General features: G+C 70.0%; 17 protein-coding genes and 5 tRNA genes. 7 read left to right on the forward strand and 15 right to left on the reverse strand.

Annotated elements, in window-relative coordinates:
• The 10 genes from D7Y15_RS25270 to D7Y15_RS25315 all read right to left on the reverse strand — a co-directional run.
• Positions 1-125 (reverse strand): GTP-binding protein (locus D7Y15_RS25270; protein WP_233588040.1); only part of this gene is annotated, 125 nt, incomplete at its 3' end.
• 16 nt (positions 126-141) lie between these two features.
• A tRNA-Thr gene (locus D7Y15_RS25275) sits at positions 142-217 on the reverse strand.
• Between the two features lie 21 nt (positions 218-238).
• A tRNA-Gly gene (locus D7Y15_RS25280) sits at positions 239-314 on the reverse strand.
• A gap of 9 nt (positions 315-323) precedes the next feature.
• Positions 324-407 (reverse strand) — tRNA-Tyr (locus tag D7Y15_RS25285).
• Positions 408-489: 82 nt separating this feature from the next.
• Positions 490-562 (reverse strand) — tRNA-Thr (locus tag D7Y15_RS25290).
• A 125-nt stretch (positions 563-687) separates the two neighbouring features.
• Positions 688-1,488 carry a 23S rRNA (guanosine(2251)-2'-O)-methyltransferase RlmB gene (gene rlmB, locus D7Y15_RS25295; RefSeq protein ID WP_121754180.1) on the reverse strand — a complete coding sequence of 267 codons (801 nt, stop codon included), beginning with the start codon at positions 1,486-1,488 and terminating at the stop codon, positions 688-690.
• A 5-nt stretch (positions 1,489-1,493) separates the two neighbouring features.
• Positions 1,494-1,940 carry a hypothetical protein gene (locus D7Y15_RS25300; RefSeq protein WP_199745985.1) on the reverse strand — a complete coding sequence of 149 codons (447 nt, stop codon included), beginning with the start codon at positions 1,938-1,940 and terminating at the stop codon, positions 1,494-1,496.
• Positions 1,941-2,005: 65 nt separating this feature from the next.
• A complete protein-coding gene (locus tag D7Y15_RS25305; RefSeq protein ID WP_120577414.1) occupies positions 2,006-2,983 on the reverse strand; it encodes a RimK family alpha-L-glutamate ligase in 978 nt (325 codons plus the stop codon).
• 78 nt (positions 2,984-3,061) lie between these two features.
• Positions 3,062-4,402 (reverse strand): adventurous gliding motility lipoprotein CglB, encoded by a 1,341-nt coding sequence (gene cglB, locus D7Y15_RS25310; protein ID WP_120577413.1) that lies wholly within the window; start codon positions 4,400-4,402, stop codon positions 3,062-3,064.
• 216 nt (positions 4,403-4,618) lie between these two features.
• A complete protein-coding gene (locus tag D7Y15_RS25315) occupies positions 4,619-5,011 on the reverse strand; it encodes a DsrE family protein (RefSeq protein ID WP_120566049.1) in 393 nt (130 codons plus the stop codon).
• A 156-nt stretch (positions 5,012-5,167) separates the two neighbouring features.
• Here D7Y15_RS25315 and D7Y15_RS25320 point away from each other — a divergent pair, with 156 nt between their 5' ends.
• The 4 genes from D7Y15_RS25320 (at position 5,168) to hrpB (ending at position 10,296) form a co-directional block, all read left to right on the forward strand.
• Positions 5,168-5,752: a HEAT repeat domain-containing protein gene (locus tag D7Y15_RS25320; RefSeq protein WP_233605084.1), complete on the forward strand. Its 585-nt coding sequence runs from the start codon at positions 5,168-5,170 to the stop codon at positions 5,750-5,752.
• Between the two features lie 86 nt (positions 5,753-5,838).
• The gene (locus tag D7Y15_RS25325; protein WP_121754183.1) at positions 5,839-6,534 is read left to right on the forward strand and encodes an HAD family hydrolase; all 696 of its coding nucleotides are present in this window, start codon (positions 5,839-5,841) and stop codon (positions 6,532-6,534) included.
• 42 nt (positions 6,535-6,576) lie between these two features.
• On the forward strand, positions 6,577-7,686 hold the full coding sequence (locus tag D7Y15_RS25330; protein WP_121754184.1) for a hypothetical protein: 1,110 nt from the start codon (positions 6,577-6,579) through the stop codon (positions 7,684-7,686).
• 45 nt (positions 7,687-7,731) lie between these two features.
• Positions 7,732-10,296: an ATP-dependent helicase HrpB gene (gene hrpB / locus D7Y15_RS25335; RefSeq protein WP_121754185.1), complete on the forward strand. Its 2,565-nt coding sequence runs from the start codon at positions 7,732-7,734 to the stop codon at positions 10,294-10,296.
• A 16-nt stretch (positions 10,297-10,312) separates the two neighbouring features.
• Here the strand turns inward: hrpB and D7Y15_RS25340 are convergent, their stop codons facing one another.
• A complete protein-coding gene (locus D7Y15_RS25340; protein WP_120577409.1) occupies positions 10,313-10,792 on the reverse strand; it encodes a GNAT family N-acetyltransferase in 480 nt (159 codons plus the stop codon).
• A gap of 263 nt (positions 10,793-11,055) precedes the next feature.
• Here D7Y15_RS25340 and D7Y15_RS25345 point away from each other — a divergent pair, with 263 nt between their 5' ends.
• Both D7Y15_RS25345 and D7Y15_RS25350 read left to right on the forward strand, forming a co-directional pair.
• Positions 11,056-12,105 carry a hypothetical protein gene (locus D7Y15_RS25345; RefSeq protein ID WP_121754186.1) on the forward strand — a complete coding sequence of 350 codons (1,050 nt, stop codon included), beginning with the start codon at positions 11,056-11,058 and terminating at the stop codon, positions 12,103-12,105.
• A gap of 150 nt (positions 12,106-12,255) precedes the next feature.
• The gene (locus tag D7Y15_RS25350; protein ID WP_121754187.1) at positions 12,256-13,083 is read left to right on the forward strand and encodes a hypothetical protein; all 828 of its coding nucleotides are present in this window, start codon (positions 12,256-12,258) and stop codon (positions 13,081-13,083) included.
• A 112-nt stretch (positions 13,084-13,195) separates the two neighbouring features.
• Here D7Y15_RS25350 and fdxA read toward each other — a convergent pair whose 3' ends face one another.
• From fdxA to D7Y15_RS25370, 4 genes are all read right to left on the reverse strand, one after another.
• The gene (gene fdxA / locus D7Y15_RS25355; RefSeq protein ID WP_120566041.1) at positions 13,196-13,531 is read right to left on the reverse strand and encodes a ferredoxin FdxA; all 336 of its coding nucleotides are present in this window, start codon (positions 13,529-13,531) and stop codon (positions 13,196-13,198) included.
• Between the two features lie 111 nt (positions 13,532-13,642).
• Positions 13,643-14,731: an aspartate-semialdehyde dehydrogenase gene (gene asd / locus D7Y15_RS25360; protein WP_121754188.1), complete on the reverse strand. Its 1,089-nt coding sequence runs from the start codon at positions 14,729-14,731 to the stop codon at positions 13,643-13,645.
• 69 nt (positions 14,732-14,800) lie between these two features.
• Complete coding sequence (locus D7Y15_RS25365; protein ID WP_171808456.1) at positions 14,801-15,151, reverse strand: rhodanese-like domain-containing protein; 351 nt, start codon at positions 15,149-15,151, stop codon at positions 14,801-14,803.
• 102 nt (positions 15,152-15,253) lie between these two features.
• Positions 15,254-16,405 carry an acyl-CoA dehydrogenase family protein gene (locus D7Y15_RS25370; protein WP_121754190.1) on the reverse strand — a complete coding sequence of 384 codons (1,152 nt, stop codon included), beginning with the start codon at positions 16,403-16,405 and terminating at the stop codon, positions 15,254-15,256.
• 132 nt (positions 16,406-16,537) lie between these two features.
• Here D7Y15_RS25370 and D7Y15_RS25375 point away from each other — a divergent pair.
• Positions 16,538-16,609, forward strand: a tRNA-Cys gene (locus D7Y15_RS25375).
• Position 16,610: the final 1 nt, after the last annotated feature.

Here is a 16,610-nt window from a genome sequence, read left to right on the forward strand (position 1 = left end):
GCGCCGCCCGTCTTGGCCAGCACCTTCGTGATGGCCGCCGTCAGCGACGTCTTGCCGTGGTCCACGTGCCCAATCGTTCCGATGTTCACGTGGGGCAGGCTGCGATCGAACTTTTCCTTGGACATGACACTCCTCGAAAAATGGAGCCCTGAACCAGGATTGAACTGGTGACCTCATCCTTACCAAGGATGCGCTCTGCCAACTGAGCTATCAGGGCTTGGCGATTCACTACAACGGTTGGAGCGGGAAATGGGATTCGAACCCACGACATTCAGCTTGGAAGGCTGACGCTCTACCAACTGAGCTATTCCCGCATTGCCGAGTGGAGAGAGGTGGATTCGAACCACCGTAGGCGTTGAGCCGGCAGATTTACAGTCTGCTCCCTTTGGCCGCTCGGGCATCTCTCCAGATATTCGCTTGTCGTGCTTCGTGCTGCTCTCTACACCATCCTGTTGCGTCCCGGGCCCTTATCCGCGGCCCGTCCTACCTGGCCGGCGGCGGGATTTGAACCCGCGACCTACTGATTACAAATCAGTTGCTCTACCGACTGAGCTACACCGGCATCCAACCAGCAACTGCCCCGCCCTACCTCATCCCGAGCGGACCGTCAACCCCTCACAGCGGCTTGAGCGGCGCGACCTTTTAAAAGCCCCCACTCTCCAAGTCAAGGAGATTGATCCGGGGTCGTCAGCGGGAAGGCCGCCCCCGCTGGCGGGCGACCTCGTATAGCAGAATCGCGGCGGAAACCGACGCATTCAATGAACCGACCTGACCGCCCATGGGAATCCGGAGGCGGAAGTCGCAGTGCTTGAGGACGCCTTCCCTCACGCCCGCCCCCTCGGCCCCCACCACCAGCGCCAGGGGCCCGTCCAGACGGGCGCTCCACAGAGGCTCGGCGCCTTCCACGTCCGCGGCCGCGACCCAGAGGCCCGCTTCCTTCAACTGCTCCAGGGCGCGGGAGATGTTGGTGACGCGCGCGATGGGGCAGTACTCGACGGCGCCCGCGGAGGCCTTGGCCACCGTGCCGGTCACCTGTACGGCGCGGTCCTTCGCCAGGACGACGCCATGGGCCCCGAGCGCATGGGCCGAGCGGATGATGGCGCCCAGGTTGTGCGGATCCTGGATGCCGTCGAGCACGACGACGAGCGCGGGCTGCTTCTTGGCCTTCGCCACTTCCAGCACGTCCTCCAGTTCGACGTACTGGAAGCCGCGCAGCTCGGCGACGACGCCCTGGTGCACGCCGCCCTCGGCCATGGAGGTCAACCGTTCCCGGCCGACCTTCTCCACCCGGACGCCCGCGTCACGCGCGCGGCTGAGCAGTTCGCCCGCGGCCTTGGCGCCAACCTGCCCGTCGACGATGAAGAGGCGCTCCACCGCGTCGGGATGGGCGCGCAGGGCCTCCAGCACGGGGTTGACGCCATGGACGTAGCGCGGGGCTTCGTGGCCGCCGCGTTCACCACTGGAAGGCTTGGGGGAGCGCTCGCGCATGGGGGCTACTGGACCTCCACGGGCAGCGAGAAGGTCTTCTTCTGACGGGCGCAGATCTTCTCCGTGCAGATGAAGAAGGTCAGCGTCGCGTCCAGCGTGCCCTTGCCGGCGGACACCGCGGTGAAGGGGACCTCGAAGCGGGGATCCACGAACTGCTGGCCGTCCGCCTTCTTCGCCACCGACTGTTCACGGGTCAGCGTCTTCTGGGCGGGCGTCAGCTGCTTGCCCGTCAGTTCCAGCTTCAGCGGGGCCTCGTCGGAGACGTGGGCGCCGGGCTTCGACTTGATGGCGAGCACGAACGAGCCCTGCCCTCCGGCCTTCACCTGCGTCGACGTCCCCTCGGTGGTGACTTCGTAGAGGGTGGCGGGGTCCACGTCCTGGGCCAGCACCGGCGCGCCGACGAGCGTCAGCAGCAGGGGGGCCAGGGTCGGGAGGCGGCGGGTGCTGGGCATGGGTGTCTCCAGGAAGGCGGCGTTCGTATACCGGGGCTTCGGACGCGCGGGGAGCGCTTTCTCTTCTAACTCCGCGGCGCGTTCACCTTCACGGCGCCCTTGCGCCCCGGCGACGGCGGGGGCAGGGCCTGGGGCGTCTCCAGCGCGGCGGTCCAGACGGGGACAGCGCCGGCGACGAGGGCCTCCGCCCGCTGGATGATGGGCGTGGCCAGGTCCAGGCCCGTCGCGGCCTCCATCTCCAGGAGCGCGGGCGAGCTGTTCACTTCGAAGACCTTGGGGTGTCCCTGGACGTCCAGGATGTCCACCGCGGCCACCTCCAGGCCCACCAGCCGGGCGACCTTCTCCGCCATGGCGCGATGGCTGGGGGACAGTGGCAGGGCTTCCAGGCGGGCGCCCCGGTTCAGCGTGTGCGAGAGGCGCCCGGGGCGCGGCTTGCGCAGCACTCCGGCGATGGCCTCACCGCCCACCACGAGCACGCGCACGTCCTGGCCGGTGCTCCGCACGTACTCCTGCATGACGAGGTTGTGCCCCAGACCGAGCACCGCCTCGAGCGCGGCCTCCAGCGACTGGAGGCTTTCGCAGACCATCACGCCGTGCTTCTCCTGGCCCTGGAGGAGCTTCACCAGCACGGGCACCCCGCCCACCAGGCCGACCATCTCCTTCAGGTGGGCCGCGTCCCGGGCCATCACCGTGGCGGGGATGTCGATCCCGTGGGCGGACAGGAGCTGGAGCGCGCGCATCTTGTTGCGCGACTGCGCGATGGCCTGGGCGTGGTTCACCAAGGGCACGCGCGCCAGACCGAACTGGTTCACCACCGCGAGCCCGTAGGTGCTGATGGACAGGGCGATACGCGGGATGACGACGTCGGTGGGCGTGAGCTTCTTGCGGTCGTAGAACAGGGTCGCCTGGCTGCCCCCGTCCAGATGCATCTGCACCCGGAGCGGGTTGAGCACGCGGACCCGGTGTCCTCTCGCGCGGCCTGCTTCGACAATTCGCCGCGTGGACGAGATGGAAGCGGAGCGCGAGAGGACAGTGATTTTCATGGCGGAGGCGACCGGCCCGGCGAGGACCCTATAATCCTCGCCTCCGCCCGCGTAAAGCCGCCTCCGCCTGCCTGCCGCCTAGAGCTGGCGGATGGCGCGGACTTCGACGCTGACGGGGTCCTCCGGACGCGACGACTCCAGCTTCGCGCAGGCGCTGCCCGTGAACCGCACGCCCGGCTTCTCGGGAACCGACAGGTCCAGCGACCAGGTGTCGGGGCCCGCGAGCGTGCGCTCGCCGTCGATGTAGACGACGATGAGCTTTTCATCGGAGGGCAGCTGGCTCGGCTCAAGCTTGGTGAAGCACGGCTCGCCCGGCTGGATCTCCTCGCTGATCGACTTCAGCGCGGCCGCCAGCTCCTCGCGATTGCCCGCCTGGTAGAAGGAGCGGCCGCACAAGCCGGTAGCGACGTCGCAGGTGTCCCCCGCTCCGCAATCGACGCTGGCCTTGCAGTCACGTGCGTAGCCACCCGCGCGCGCCATCTCGTTGAGGACGCTGGGGCCATCACCCGCCGACGTCTCAGCGCCGAAGCCGATGACGATGGTGGAGATCATGTTCGCCTTGAGCGCCGACACCGCCGACACGGAGGCGTTCTTGTCAAGGCAACCCCGCTGGTAATACGGGCTCCCCTTCGTCGTGCACTGCGACAGAACATCGAGCGTGCAGCGGCACTCAGCGCTGCTGCCATCGTATTCGTTCTTGTCGTTGCAGTTGGGAAGACCGTCGGTCAGCAGGATGATGATCTGATCGCGATCTTCGGAGTTGGCCCGCAGCTGCGTGCCTACGAACTCCAGGCTCGCGCTCGTCGGCGTACCGCCCCGGGGCCGGCCAGCGCCACCATTGGGGATACCCTGAAGCTTGTCGTTAACCAGGCTCGCATAGTCCTGGAGCTCCGTGTCTGAATCCAGCTCGAACGGAACACTGGCGCGGATGCTCAGACTGCCAGCGGCGGCGGTGGCAGGTGCGCACAGTTCGGGCACGGTCGTCGTCTGCGGCGGTGGCTTGACGGGAGGAGGCTCCGGGTAGGTCGTCAGGCCGAAACGGACCAGCTTGCCGCTCTCCGCGAGGAACGGGCCCATGGCGCCCTGGAGCTCAGACCAGCGCGTGGGGCACTTCGAGGTGTCGCAGGGATTGTCGTCCTCACACATGTAGAACTTGCCGTCTTCGGCTTGGAAGTCACACACGCGCGTGCCGTTGACGACCAGGTCCTTGTTGACCGGCTTTGTCATGGAGCCGGAGATGTCCACGAGGAGCATCACGTCCGGCTTGCTCCTGCGGGCGGTGATCACCGACTCCACGGTCGTCTGGGCGATCGCGAGCGGATCCACCGGCTCGAAGTCATAGGTCTGACAGCCGGCCATCACGGCAACACCGAGCGTGCCGGCCAGCAGTGCGCTCAGGGGGGTCGACTTGGCGCGCATAGGCTTTGAGGATTCCTTCCGGGGGGAACAACGAACTGCGAATGCCCCCAGCGTAACGCGTGGACGCCCACCGAGGCTACAGCGACGCGCGGCAGGCAGGTTCCATTCAGGTAATGCTGCCAAGTTGCAACGTCAGGCGATCCGCGAGGGCGAGTCCGGTTCCCCTGTCGGACATCCGCCTCCTTCCGGAGGGAGGGGATCGGCTCGGGTGTCCGCTCAGAGCGTGAGGACGCGCGCGCCGTCGGTCAGCCTCCAGATGGAGGCCAGGCCCATGACGTCGTCTAGCGTGCCGTGCAGTTCCTGGGGTGAGAGGCCACAGATGCGCACCGTGGTGTCGCAGGCCACGAGCTTCGCGCCCAGGGCTCGGGCTTCCTCCAGCATGCGGGCCGGTGTGGGGACATTGAGCCCTTCGGCCCGGGCCGCCTCGGTGCGCTCCCGCTCGCTGTGCGCCAGGCCGAAGCCGCCGCGGACCAGCTGGCGCAGGGCCTCGAAGGCGAAGACGAAGTAGACGTCGTCGCCCATCGCGGCGGCGGTGATGCCCATGGAGGCCGCCTGATAGGCGGGCTCGTACGTGGCGTGCTGGAGGAAGAAGAAGACGCGTCCGGCCATGGTGGACCGACCTTAGCGTTATCGAGTCCGGACCGGCAGCCGTCGTATAACAGGGCTCCCCTTCCCCACCGGGAGCCCCGCATGCCGAGCCAGCCGTCCCGCCCCCGCGGTGTTCGTCCCTCGCCGGTCCCGTCTCGTTACGCCTCCTCGCGATGGGTGGCGCTGGCCGGTCTCGCCGTGCTCGCGGGCGTGGGGCCCGTGTCCGAAGCGGCTCCCGCCAGCGCGAAGGCCCCGACCGCGGCTTCCGTGCCCGTGCCTCCCCCCCCTGTTCCCGGACCGCTGCGCATGGAGGCCCTGGGATTGCTCTCACAACCTTCCGCGGCGCCCGAGGCAGCGTGGCGCAGGTTCGGGCCGGAGGTCGTGCCCGTGCTCGCGGCGCTGGCGGAGGACACGAGCGTTCCGGATGCGCAGCGGATGCGGGCCGTGACGGCGCTGGCTCGCGTGGAGTCGCCCGAGGCGGGACAGACACTCCAGGCGATGCTGGAGGATCCGCAGCGGCCTTCGGATGTCCGCTCGCAAGCCGCGGCCGCGCTGGGCCAGCGACTGGGGTTCGAGGCCGTGAAGACGCTGCAGGCCCGGTTGGAGGACCGCGACCTGCGGCTGCGTGAGGCCGTCGCGCAGGCGCTTGGCCGGCTGGGCGGTCAGCGGGTGCGCGAGGTGCTGGAGGAGCGGCTCCCCCTGGAGGACGTTCCCCAGGTGCGTGAAGCGCTCCAGCAGGGCCTCACGCTCGCGGAGCCCTGAGCGGGCGCCGGGCATGGCGGTGGCGGCCGCCCTGGTGGGCTGCTCGGGGCTCGCGTCGGGCGGGGCCTTCCGTTAGATGGGAGGCCATGCGCCCCACCGTCCTTCTCTTCGATATCGATGGCACCCTCGTCACCACCGGCGGTGCAGGCCGCCGCGCCATGGGCCTGGCCTTCGAGCAGCTCCACCGGCGGCGCGACGCGTGCGACGGCTTCAGCATGTCCGGCATGACGGACCGGGCCATCGTCCGCAAGGGCCTGGGCGTCATCGGCCAGTCCGACACCGAGGACACCATCAGCGCGGTCATCGACGCGTACGTCGCCCACCTGGGACTGGAGGTTCCCAAGGTCGATGCACGTGAGTACCGGCTGCATCCGGGCATGCGCGAGGCCGTGATGGAGGCTCGCTCGCGGTCGGGATACGCGGTGGGCCTGGGCACCGGCAACGTGCGCGCGGGCGCCAAGGTGAAGCTGGACCGCGTGAGCATCCACGACCAGTTCGCCTTCGGCGGTTTTGGCTGCGACTTCGAGGACCGCGTGGCGCTCATCCGTCACGGCGCCCAGGCCGGGGCGGCGCAGCTGGGTCAGCCGCTGGAGGAGTGCCGGGTGGTGATCATTGGCGACACGCCGAAGGACGTCGCGGCCGCCAAGGGCATTGGGGCGGAGACGATTGGCGTGGGCACGGGCAACTTCACGCCCCAGGCGCTGCGCGACGCCGGCGCCGAGTGGGCCTTCGCGGACTTCTCCGCCCCCGGCGCCATGGAGGCCCTGCTCGTCGGACGGTGAAGGTGTGGTATCTCCGCCGCCCCTCCGAGGAGTCGTCCACGCATGTCGTCCACGCTCGAATCCTATGAGCTGATCCGCTTCGCCGAGGCCTTCGAGGCCCGACTCGCCACGGCGGAGGAGATGGTCGTCGGCCGGCCGGGGTTGGAGGCCGAGAAGCAATGGCTGGCCTCCGCGCTGGAGCGCCTGCGCGAGGCCCGTGAGCCCGCGGGCGGTCTGCTGGAACAGGTGAAGGACCTGCCGGAGCTCGACGAGGCCCGCGAGGAGTTCTCGTTCGATCAGCAGGGCCGCTGGGTGGATGCGCTGGAGAAGCTGCACGCCGGCATCACCTTCACCGCCAGCAGCCGCGCCCCCGTCATCGAGGCCCTCTTCCCCCACCTCAAGTTCCCGCAGCTGCGCCGGGCACCCTTGGAGCTGGTCAACGAGTACGCCACGTCGTACGAGCGGCGGTTCAAGAGCGCCTACGTCACCCGCATCTTCTCCCGCGACGACTTCGCCATGGTCCGCCCTGTCGTGGATCAGGTCGCCGCGACGTTCGCCGCGTGGACCGCGAGCCTGTCCCCGACTCCCCTGCCCCCGGATCAGGAAGCCGCTCTGCGCGAGGCGCTGGTGGCACTGGGACGGCGGCTGGACGTGGCGCTGCGGCAGGGACGGCTGCTCGCCGAGGCCGCGCTCGTTCCCGTGCCCGGGGTCTTCGAGGCCGCGGGCCTCACCCTCAAGCCCCGGAAGCGCGCGGGCAAGTCGCTCGCGCTCTCCGCCGAGGACGGGGCTTCGGACCTCTTTGGTGAAGAGGGCGATGCCAGCCAGGAGGAGGCTTTCGAGGAGGATTCCGGGGACGAATCGATGGAGGCGGCTCCCGACGAGTCGGAGGCCCAGGCGCCCCTCGATGAGACCGCGGCGGAGGCTGGCGGCTCCGAGGCTGAGGCTTCGAACAGTGGATCCGAGGATGTCACCGCTGCTTCCGAACCCGTGGCTCCGGAGGCTCCCGTCGCGGCGCGTCCCACTCGGCGGGGGCGGCCTCCGAAGAACGCCGCTCCGGCTGCCGAGACCACCCAGACCGACGCTTCTACGGATGCCCCCGATTCCGGTGCTCCGGAGGCCGTGCGCCCCAAGCGACGCAAGAAGACCGACCCGTCCGAGGCTGGCACGCCTTGAGACCCGACGCGCGGTGAGTCCCCCGCCGTGAAGAGGAACCCGGACATGGCGGACGTCGCCCTTCCCATCGATCCCCTCCTGCCAGACATCGTCTCCACGCTCCGGAGCTCGCGGTCGCTCGTGCTGGAGGCGCCCCCTGGCGCGGGCAAGACGACCCGCGTTCCCCGCGCGCTGCTGGAGGCTGGGCTGGGCGCGGGCAAGGAGATCGTCGTCCTCCAGCCCAGGCGTCTGCCCACCCGGCTCGCCGCGCAGCGCGTGTCCGAGGAGATTGGCGAGCGCGTGGGCGAGACCGTCGGCTACCAGGTCCGCTTCGAGGACGTCCGCGGGCCCAAGACGCGCATGTCCTTCGTCACCGAAGGCGTGCTCGGACGCCGCCTGCTCACCGACCCCACCCTGCGCGACGTAGGCATCGTCGTGCTCGATGAGTTCCACGAGCGGCACCTGTCCGCGGACATCTCGCTCGCTCTTCTGCGGCGGCTGCAGGAGACGGCCCGCCCGGACCTCAAGCTCGTGGTGATGTCCGCGACCCTGGAGGCCGAGCCCGTCCGCGCGTATCTGGGTGGCGCTCCTTCCTTGCGCTCCGAGGGCCGCCGCTTCGACGTCAGCGTCGAATACCTTGCCGCCCCGGATGAGCGGCACCTGGATCAACAGGTGCTCTCCGCGCTCAAGCGCTTGTTCACCCAGGGCGTCGATGGCGACGTGCTCGTGTTCCTTCCCGGGGCCGGGGAGATCCGCCGCGCGCGAGACACCTGCGCGGAGTTCGCCGAGCGCCACGACGCCGACGTGCTCCCGCTCCATGGCGACCTCTCTCCCGCGGAACAGGACCGCGCCGTGCGCCGCAGCTCGCGCCGGAAGATCATCCTGTCCACCAACGTCGCGGAGACGTCCGTCACCATCGACGGCGTCGCGGTCGTCATCGACAGCGGGCTTGCTCGCGTGGCGTCCCACTCGCCCTGGTCCGGTCTGCCGCAGCTCAAGCTGGGCAAGGTGAGCCGGGCCTCCGCCGTCCAGCGCGCCGGTCGCGCGGGCCGCACCCGCGCCGGGCATTGCGTGCGCCTCTACACCCAGCACGACTTCGATGGCCGGCCTGATCAGGAGGCCCCGGAGATCCGCCGCACCGACCTGGCCGAAACGGTGCTCTCGCTGCGCGCGTCGGGCGTGAAGGACCTGACGGCGTTCCCGTTCTTCGAGCCGCCCCCCGCCCCCGCCCTGGAGGCCGCGGAGACGCTGCTGCGCCGCCTGGGCGCGGTGGACGCGAAGGGGCAGGTCACGGACGTGGGCCAGCGGCTCCTGCGCTTCCCCGTCCACCCGCGCCAGGCGCGCGTCATCGTCGAAGGCGAACGCCGGGGCGTGGGCGGTGATGCCGCCGTGCTCGCGGCCCTCATGGGCGAACGCGACATCCGCCGTGAAGCCCGCGCCAACCTGGGCGGCGGAGGCCGTGCGTCCGCGCTCGTCAGCGGGCCTTCCGACCTGCTGGAGCTCCTGGAGCGGTTCCGCGAGGCCGGCCGTTCGGGCTTCGCATCTGGCCGCATGCAGTCGCTGTCACTGGATGCGGGCGCGGTGCAGTCCGTGGAGCGCGTGCAGAAGCAGCTGCGCCGCACGGTCCGCGAACAGGGTTCGCGTCCCAGCCGCCCCGAGGACGTGGAGCAGGCGCTGATGCTCAGCGTGCTCGCGGGCTACCCGGACCGCGTGGCCCGCAGGCGGCGGCCCCGCTCCCCGGAGCTGCTCATGTTCGGCGGCGGCACCACCAGCCTGTCCGAGTTCAGCGTCGTCCAGGACGCGGAGCTGATGGTCGCCGTGGACGCGGAGGAGCGCCCCGGCCGCGGCGCCGTCGTGCGGCTCGCCAGCACCGTGGAGGCCGAGTGGCTGCTGGACCTCTACCCGGACGCGCTGGAGGAGGTGGACACCCTCCAGTGGAACGCGGACTCGCGCCGCGTGGAGCGCCTCACCCGGCTGGCCTACGGCAACCTCATGCTGGAGGAGACGCGCACTCCCGCGCCCCCGTCCGAGGAAGCCGCGCGCGTGCTGGCCGAGGCGGCCCTGGCCGCGGGCCCGGAGCGCTTCGCGGAACCCGAGGCGCTGGAGCAGTGGCGCACCCGCGTGGAGTTCCTGGGCAAGGCGTTCCCCGAAACGGGCTTTCCCACCGTGGACGCGGGCTTCATGCGCGACGCGCTGGCGTCCCTGTGCGTGGGCGCGCGCAGCTTCTCCGACCTGGAGGGCGTGTCGCTGCTGGACGCGCTCTACGCGCGCCTCACCTCCGAGCAGCAGCGCCTGCTGGCGAACCACGCCCCCGAGCGCGTCACCCTGCCCGGCGGTCGCGGCGTGAAGGTGCACTACGAGCCCAACAAGCCACCCTGGGTGGAGTCACGGCTGCAGGACTTCTTCGGGATGGCGCAGGGGCCCAGCGTGGGCGCGGGCCGCGTGCCGCTGGTGCTGCACCTGCTGGCCCCCAACATGCGCGCCGTGCAGGTGACCACCGACCTGGCGGGCTTCTGGGAGCGTCACTACCCGGCGATCCGCAAGGAGCTGTGCCGCAAGTACCCCCGGCACTCGTGGCCCGAGGATCCGCGCCACGCCGAGCCGCCCGCGCCCCGCCCTCCGAGGCGCTGAAGCGCGCGGCGCGGGACTACAGCCGCTTGTGCATCTCCAGGTGGTCGATGCCGGCCTCGTCGAAGACGGCGCCGACGGGCTGGTAGCCGTGCTTCTTGTAGAAGTCGAGCGCGTAGAGCTGGGCGTGCAGCATGATGCCGCTCACGTTGCGGCGGCGCGCCTCCTCCTCCAGCGACGTGAGGAGCAGCGAACCCACTCGGGCCTTGCGGTGCGCCTGGAGCACCGCCATGCGGCCAATCTGGCCCCACGTTCCAGGCTGCCCGGCGGGCGGCTCCGGCAGCTTCACCAGCCGGCCGGTACCGATGGCGTGACCGCCCTGGTAGGCGATGACGTGGTAGGCGAGGGCGTCCTCGGCGTCGCGCTCGATGCCCTCGGGGACGTGCTGCTCCTCGATGAACACCACCTCACGGATGGCGAGGGCCTGCATGAGCTCCGCCTCGTCCTTGATGTGGGCGACGGTGACGGGTGCCGGGGAGGTCTCGGGAGGCGTCGGCATGGCTGAGGGCAAGGTACACAAAAGCCCGCTCCGCCAACAGGCGGAAAAAACCACCGCCGGCCGGCCCGCCATGCCCCCCGCGCGGTCGGCCCGTCACCTGCCGCCTGCCCGTGAAAGGGCTTGTCGCGAAAGCCCCGCCGCATCGGGTCATCCGGTTGCAATTGCCCTCTCACGTCGGGCTCTCGGGGCGGGTTCCACTCCGCGCATGGGCGGGCGGAGCGGAGGAGGATCATCCAGGGGAGGGCGTGGTAGGGTTCAGGCCGATGCGTACCCGTACCCTCATCGCCCTGGCCCTGGGCCTGCTGTCGACGCCCGCGCTCGCCCAGAAGGAGTTCTTTTTCGGAACGGGAGAGCCGCCCGTGTTCCGCGAAGCGGACATGGACAAGCGGTTCCTCCGATCCCGCGTCAATCAGGCCCTGGTGCAGGGCACGAGCGACGCGAACTGCGCGCAGCTCGTGGGCGCGCTGCTCACCATCGTGGGCGAGTCCGCGCCGTACCTGCACAAGCGCGACGAGAACTTCTACCTGGACCCCGTGTTGATCCAGGTGCTGGGCACGCAGCTGTCCACGCCGCGCTTCCCCGCCAACATGTTCCTGGTGTCGATGATGCGCCGGGTGCTCATCGACAAGCGGCTGCCGCCGGAGTGGATGCAGACGGCGGTGGCGCTCGCGCCGTACTACCCGCCGCTGGACCTGAGCAAGCTGCGCTTCATCGCGGATGGCGTGAAGCCCGTGGACAGCTTCTTCTTCACGCTGCCCGCGATGCTGGAGCGCTACGACACGGAGGTCCTCAAGGCCAACACCACCGCGGCCAGCGTGGCGGACGCGAAGTTCCGCGACGACTACCTCGACAAGGAGGTGGCCTTCGGAGGGCTGGAGTTCATCGACGCGAAGCTGGAGAAGCCCAAGAAGAAGAGCAAGAAGGGCCCTCCGCCGGAGCCTCCCGCGCTGGTGGCCCGGCTCGTCTTCTACCTGCCGGATCCGGGCAATGACGGCCTGCTGTCCGGGCTCACCTACGGCAAGCCCAAGGTGCGGCCCTCCATCAACATCACGGCGCGGCTGAAGGACGACCAGTACACGCCGCTGACGCAGCTGCCGAAGGGAGCGCGCGTGCTCCTGCGCGGCCGCTTCTGGGAGTACCGCAAGCAGCTCAAGGAGCTGGAGGTGCGCGACGCGTACCTCTTCCAGGACCGCGACTGGGCCCAGAACCCCGCGCTCGCGGATCCCAACGCCGTGGCGTCCTGCCCGCTCGCGTTCAACGACCTGACGGGCACCGCGCCCGTGCAGCCGGGCGGCTTCGGCGGCAAGCGCTAAAAGCGCGCCGTCCCACGTTCCGCACGCCCATCCCGGGGGCGGCACCCCTGCCGTGCCGCCTCCTTCCGCGCCCTCCTCCCGGGAGCGCGCCCCGCCTGACTGGCACGGCCGCTGCTCATGCCCGCGCATCCCTTGCGCGCGAGGCATGCCATGAAGGTCGAAGGTCAGGACGCCCCTTCCGGAAACGAGAAGGCCCCCCCGGAGAAGGACGCGTTCAAACAGGTCCTCCAGCGGACCTCTGGACGGAATGACACCCCACCTCGTCCCGGGGCCCGCCGCGAGCCGGTGGCTCCAGGGACGCTGCTTCCGAAGCCCGGCCTGCTCCGTACCGGTGGGCAGGGGCCAGGGCCAGCGACGCGGGCCACTCCGGCGCTTCCCGGCGTCCGTGCGGCGGGGACCCTCCTCTCGACGACGCGCAGCGCCCTGGGAAGCACTGAGACGCTCCGCCAGGCCCGGCAGGGCATGCACGTGGAGGCGCAGCGGCTGGGGTCGGTGCGCCAGGAGGCGCTCGCGGACGGCGGCACGCAGGCCTCTCATCGTGTGACGGAGTTGCTGGCCCGCGAGGTGGAGCGCTCCTTCCGCGCGGAGCCCCGTCCGGCGCCGTGTCCCCTCCCCTCGCCCACGCGTGACGACCGTTCCTCGGAAGGCCTGTCGCGCGTCTCCGCACCCGAAGGTGCTCGCGCGGCGGGTGGAGCCACGGAGAGCGCCGCACCGGCCAGCCCTCCCAGCGCGCAGGTCGAGTCCGCGCTGGCGCTCATCGAGAAGATCGAGGTCTTCGTGAAGTCACAGCGGCCGGCGCTGGGCCTCAGCCTGCGCGGGGCGCTGGAGGCCACCGTGGAGGTGGAGCGCACGGGGCCCCGGGAGGTGGCCCTGCGCATCCAGGGCCGCCATGGGCCCGTTCCCACCGAGGACGTGGCGCGGCTGCGCGACGCGCTGGAAGCCCGGGGGCTGCGGCTCAGCGTCCTCCAGGCGGAGTGAACGTCCGACGATGCCCTTTCCGCGCCAGACTCCAGGAACGATGAAGGCCCTCACGCCAGGGGGCGCGAGGGCCTGCATCACGACGGGCGCGCTCGGGCGATTCGGCCCGCGGCTACTTCCCGCCGGCGGGGTTCAGCTCCGCGCGCTTGCCCTTCTTGTCCTTGTACTCCTCGGCTTCGGGCAGGGCGGCCTTCTTCTCCGCGATGTTGGGCCACTTGGAGGCGAAGTCGGTGTTGAGCTTCTTGTACTCCGACCACTCCGAGGGCAGCTCGGTCTCGGGGAAGATCGCCTTGGTCGGGCAGACGGGCTCGCAAGCGCCACAGTCGATGCACTCGTCCGGGTGGATCACGAGGAAGTTCGCGCCCTCGTAGAAGCAGTTGACCGGGCACACCTCGACACAGTCGGTGTACTTGCACTTGATGCAAGGCTCGGCGACGACGTAGGCCATGTGGATGTCTCCTCTGTGCGGAATTCCGCGCGTCCGTGGCCGCGCACAGTAGATGGTTGCGGCCAGTGTTGGCACCCTGAATTTAGGTACCAGCCCGGCCCGCTTCCCCGGTCAGCCCAGCAAGCCCTGCGCCCGCAGCAGCTCCGCGACAAGGATGGCGCCCTTTGCGGCTCCCATCTTCGTGTTGTGGGAGACGAGCACGTACTTGAAGCCGTTCTCCAGCACACCGTCCTCGCGGATGCGGCCCACCGTGGTGGCCATGCCGCCGTGGGTGTCCCGGTCCATGCGGGGCTGGGGGCGGAACGGGTCGTCCAGCACTTCAATCCACCGGGGCGGAGCGGACGGCAGGTCCTTCGCCACCTGAGCGCCCTGCCACTCGCGCATCGCCTGGGCGACCTCCGCCACGGTGGTTTTCTTCCCGAGCGACACGAAGACGGACTCGGTGTGGCCTTCCAGGACGGCGACGCGGGTGCAGGTGCAGGAGACGCGCACGTCGTGCGGAGTGAGCGCCGCGCCCGCGGGGTTGAGCGCCCCGAGGATCTTCTTCGTCTCCACCTCGACCTTGTGCTCCTCCTTGGGGATGTAGGGCACGACGTTGTCGAGGATGTCCAGGCCGATGACGCCGGGCGAACGTCCGGCGCCGGACATGGCCTGGAGGCTGGTCATCAGCACGGCCTTCACGCCGAAGCGCTCGGCCAGGGGGGCCAGCGTCACGGCGAGGCCCGTGGTGGTGCAGTTGGGGATGGGGACGATGAAGCCCTTCCACCCGCGCTGCCGGCGCTGCTCGTTGATGAGCGGGGCGTGGGCGGCGTTCACGGGGGGGAGGAGCAGGGGCACGTCCTCGTCGTAGCGGAAGGCGCTCGCGGCGGAGAACACCGGGATGTCCCGGGCCAGGCGCGGCTCGATTTCACGGGCGACGTCCGCCTCCACGGCGGAGAAGGCGATGTCGTAGTCCTTCGCCTGGACGGCGTCGCCGCTGACCACGGTCATGCGGGCGATGGACTCCGGGAGCGGCTCCGGGACGAACCAGGCCAGCATGCCGTTGGAGGCGCGCAGGGCGTCCGCGTACGTTTTTCCAGCGGAGCGGGGCGAAGCGGCGAGCCCGGTCAGCTCGATGAGCGGGTGGTCCTTCAGGGCAGCGATGAACTGCTGACCCGCGAGTCCGGTGGCGCCAATGAGTACGGCGCGAAGCTTGGCCATCGTGGGGGATCTCCGGTGGGGGAGGCAGGGCGCTCCTTACACCGTTTCACGACGCGCTGCATCCGCCGCTCAACGGTGGGCGTGGGAGGGGGCGCGTGCGTGGCGCTCCGTGGGGTAGCCCCCCGTCACCCAGGCGTGGAGGCCGCCGGCGAGACACACGGCGTTGCGCCCCCTCAGGCGCAACACGCGGCAGATGCGGCGGATGTCCACACAGTCCTGGGTGGTGCCGCACAGGACGATGAGCTCGTCGTCCGGCAGCATCGCCAGGTCCCGAGCAATCTCCGAAGCCGTCATGCGCAGCGCGCCGGGGATGTGGATCTCGAACCGCTCCCAGTCCATCGCGTCGCGGCAATCCAGGACGAGCACATCCTCGTCCCCCAGACGCATGAACAGCTCATCACAGATGATGCTGGGCTCCACCGGGACCTCCCCGAGACGACGGGCTCCATCGAACATGAACCAGGGGGCTTTTTCCCCTCTTCCCGCCTGTCCGCCCGCCTGCTTCCCGGAAGGCCCGCGGGCTCAGAGGCCCAGCTGCTTCGCGATGATTTCGTTCATCACCTCACTGGTGCCGCCGCCAATGGGACCCAGCCGCGCGTCGCGCCAGTGGCGCTGGATGTCGTACTCCATCATGTAGCCCGCGCCACCGTGGAGCTGGAGGCACTCGTCGGCCACGCGGCAGCACGTCTCCGTGGCGACCTTCTTGGCCATGGAGGTCTGCGCGACGGCGTACTCGCCGGCCACGTGCAGGCGCAGCGCGTGGTAGGTGAGCTGACGCGCGCACTCGCGGGCGGTGTGCAGGTCCGCCAGCTTGTGGCGCACCACCTGGAAGCCGGCCAGCGTCTGATTGAAGGCGCGGCGCTGCTTCACGTGCTCGAGCACGGTCTCCAGCATGTCGTCCATGGCGCCCACCGCGCCCAGCGCGAGCGACAGGCGCTCCCACTGGAAGTTGCCCATGATCTGCGAGAAGCCCTGCCCCTCCACGCCCAGCAGGTTCTCCGCGGGCACGCGGCAGTCCTCGAAGAAGAGCTCCGCCGTGTCGGACGCGCGCCAGCCCACCTTCTGGAGCTTGCGCCCCACGCTGAAGCCCGGCGTGCCCTTCTCCACCACCAGCATGGACAGGCCCTTGTGGCCGCGCGACGGGTCGGTCTTCACCGCCAGCACCACGAAGTCCGCCCGCACCCCGTTGGTGATGTACGTCTTGGAGCCGTTGACGACGAAGTGGTCGCCGTCGCGGCGGGCGGTGGTGCGCAGCCCCGCCACGTCCGAGCCGGCGTCCGGTTCGGTGATGCCGAGGGCGCCAATCTTCTCCCCCCGGATTGCGGGGGCCAGCCAGCGCTGCTTCTGGGTCTCCGTGCCGAACAGGTGCAGGGGGCCGGTGGCGATGGTGAACTGCCCGCCCAGCCCCGCGGCCACACCGCCGGAGCCGCAGCGGCCCAGCTCCTCCAGGAGCACCGCCTCGTACAGCTCCCCGGCCGCCGTGCCCCCGTAGGCCTCCGGGTACTTCAGGCCCAGGAAGCCCAGCTCGCCGAAGCGGGTGAAGAGCTCCCGGGGGAACTCCTCCCGAGCTTCCCACTCCGCCGCGAACGGGCGCAGCTCCTTGTCCACCACCGCCCGGACGGTGCGGCGGAAGGCTTCGTGCTCCTCTTGGAAGACGCCATGGCCGTGCAGCATCGTGTGCTCCCTCGCTTGTCAGGGTCTGACACCCCGCGCCGTATGGTAGCGGGACGAGAAGCGGGGCTGGATGGTGTTGCTTCCTTGACCGGCTCCTACCGGGCTGCGTATAACCCCGGCCCCAATCGCTGCGGCGCCATAGCCAAGTGGTAAGGCAAAGGTCTGCAAAACCTTCATTCCCCGGTTCGAATCCGGGTGGCGCCTC

It is taken from the genome of Corallococcus sp. AB030 (assembly GCF_003668965.1).
Taxonomy (GTDB): Bacteria; Myxococcota; Myxococcia; order Myxococcales; family Myxococcaceae; genus Corallococcus; species Corallococcus exiguus.

Bases quoted from the DNA above. Each gene is read 5' to 3' on its own strand.
- rlmB (WP_121754180.1), bottom strand. From the start codon at position 1,488: ATGCGCGAGCGCTCCCCCAAGCCTTCCAGTGGTGAACGCGGCGGCCAC.
- D7Y15_RS25300 (WP_199745985.1), bottom strand. From the start codon at position 1,940: ATGCCCAGCACCCGCCGCCTCCCGACCCTGGCCCCCCTGCTGCTGACG.
- D7Y15_RS25305 (WP_120577414.1), bottom strand. From the start codon at position 2,983: ATGAAAATCACTGTCCTCTCGCGCTCCGCTTCCATCTCGTCCACGCGG.
- cglB (WP_120577413.1), bottom strand. From the start codon at position 4,402: ATGCGCGCCAAGTCGACCCCCCTGAGCGCACTGCTGGCCGGCACGCTC.
- D7Y15_RS25315 (WP_120566049.1), bottom strand. From the start codon at position 5,011: ATGGCCGGACGCGTCTTCTTCTTCCTCCAGCACGCCACGTACGAGCCC.
- D7Y15_RS25325 (WP_121754183.1), top strand. From the start codon at position 5,839: ATGCGCCCCACCGTCCTTCTCTTCGATATCGATGGCACCCTCGTCACC.
- D7Y15_RS25330 (WP_121754184.1), top strand. From the start codon at position 6,577: ATGTCGTCCACGCTCGAATCCTATGAGCTGATCCGCTTCGCCGAGGCC.
- hrpB (WP_121754185.1), top strand. From the start codon at position 7,732: ATGGCGGACGTCGCCCTTCCCATCGATCCCCTCCTGCCAGACATCGTC.
- D7Y15_RS25340 (WP_120577409.1), bottom strand. From the start codon at position 10,792: ATGCCGACGCCTCCCGAGACCTCCCCGGCACCCGTCACCGTCGCCCAC.
- D7Y15_RS25345 (WP_121754186.1), top strand. From the start codon at position 11,056: ATGCGTACCCGTACCCTCATCGCCCTGGCCCTGGGCCTGCTGTCGACG.
- D7Y15_RS25350 (WP_121754187.1), top strand. From the start codon at position 12,256: ATGAAGGTCGAAGGTCAGGACGCCCCTTCCGGAAACGAGAAGGCCCCC.
- fdxA (WP_120566041.1), bottom strand. From the start codon at position 13,531: ATGGCCTACGTCGTCGCCGAGCCTTGCATCAAGTGCAAGTACACCGAC.
- asd (WP_121754188.1), bottom strand. From the start codon at position 14,731: ATGGCCAAGCTTCGCGCCGTACTCATTGGCGCCACCGGACTCGCGGGT.
- D7Y15_RS25370 (WP_121754190.1), bottom strand. From the start codon at position 16,405: ATGCTGCACGGCCATGGCGTCTTCCAAGAGGAGCACGAAGCCTTCCGC.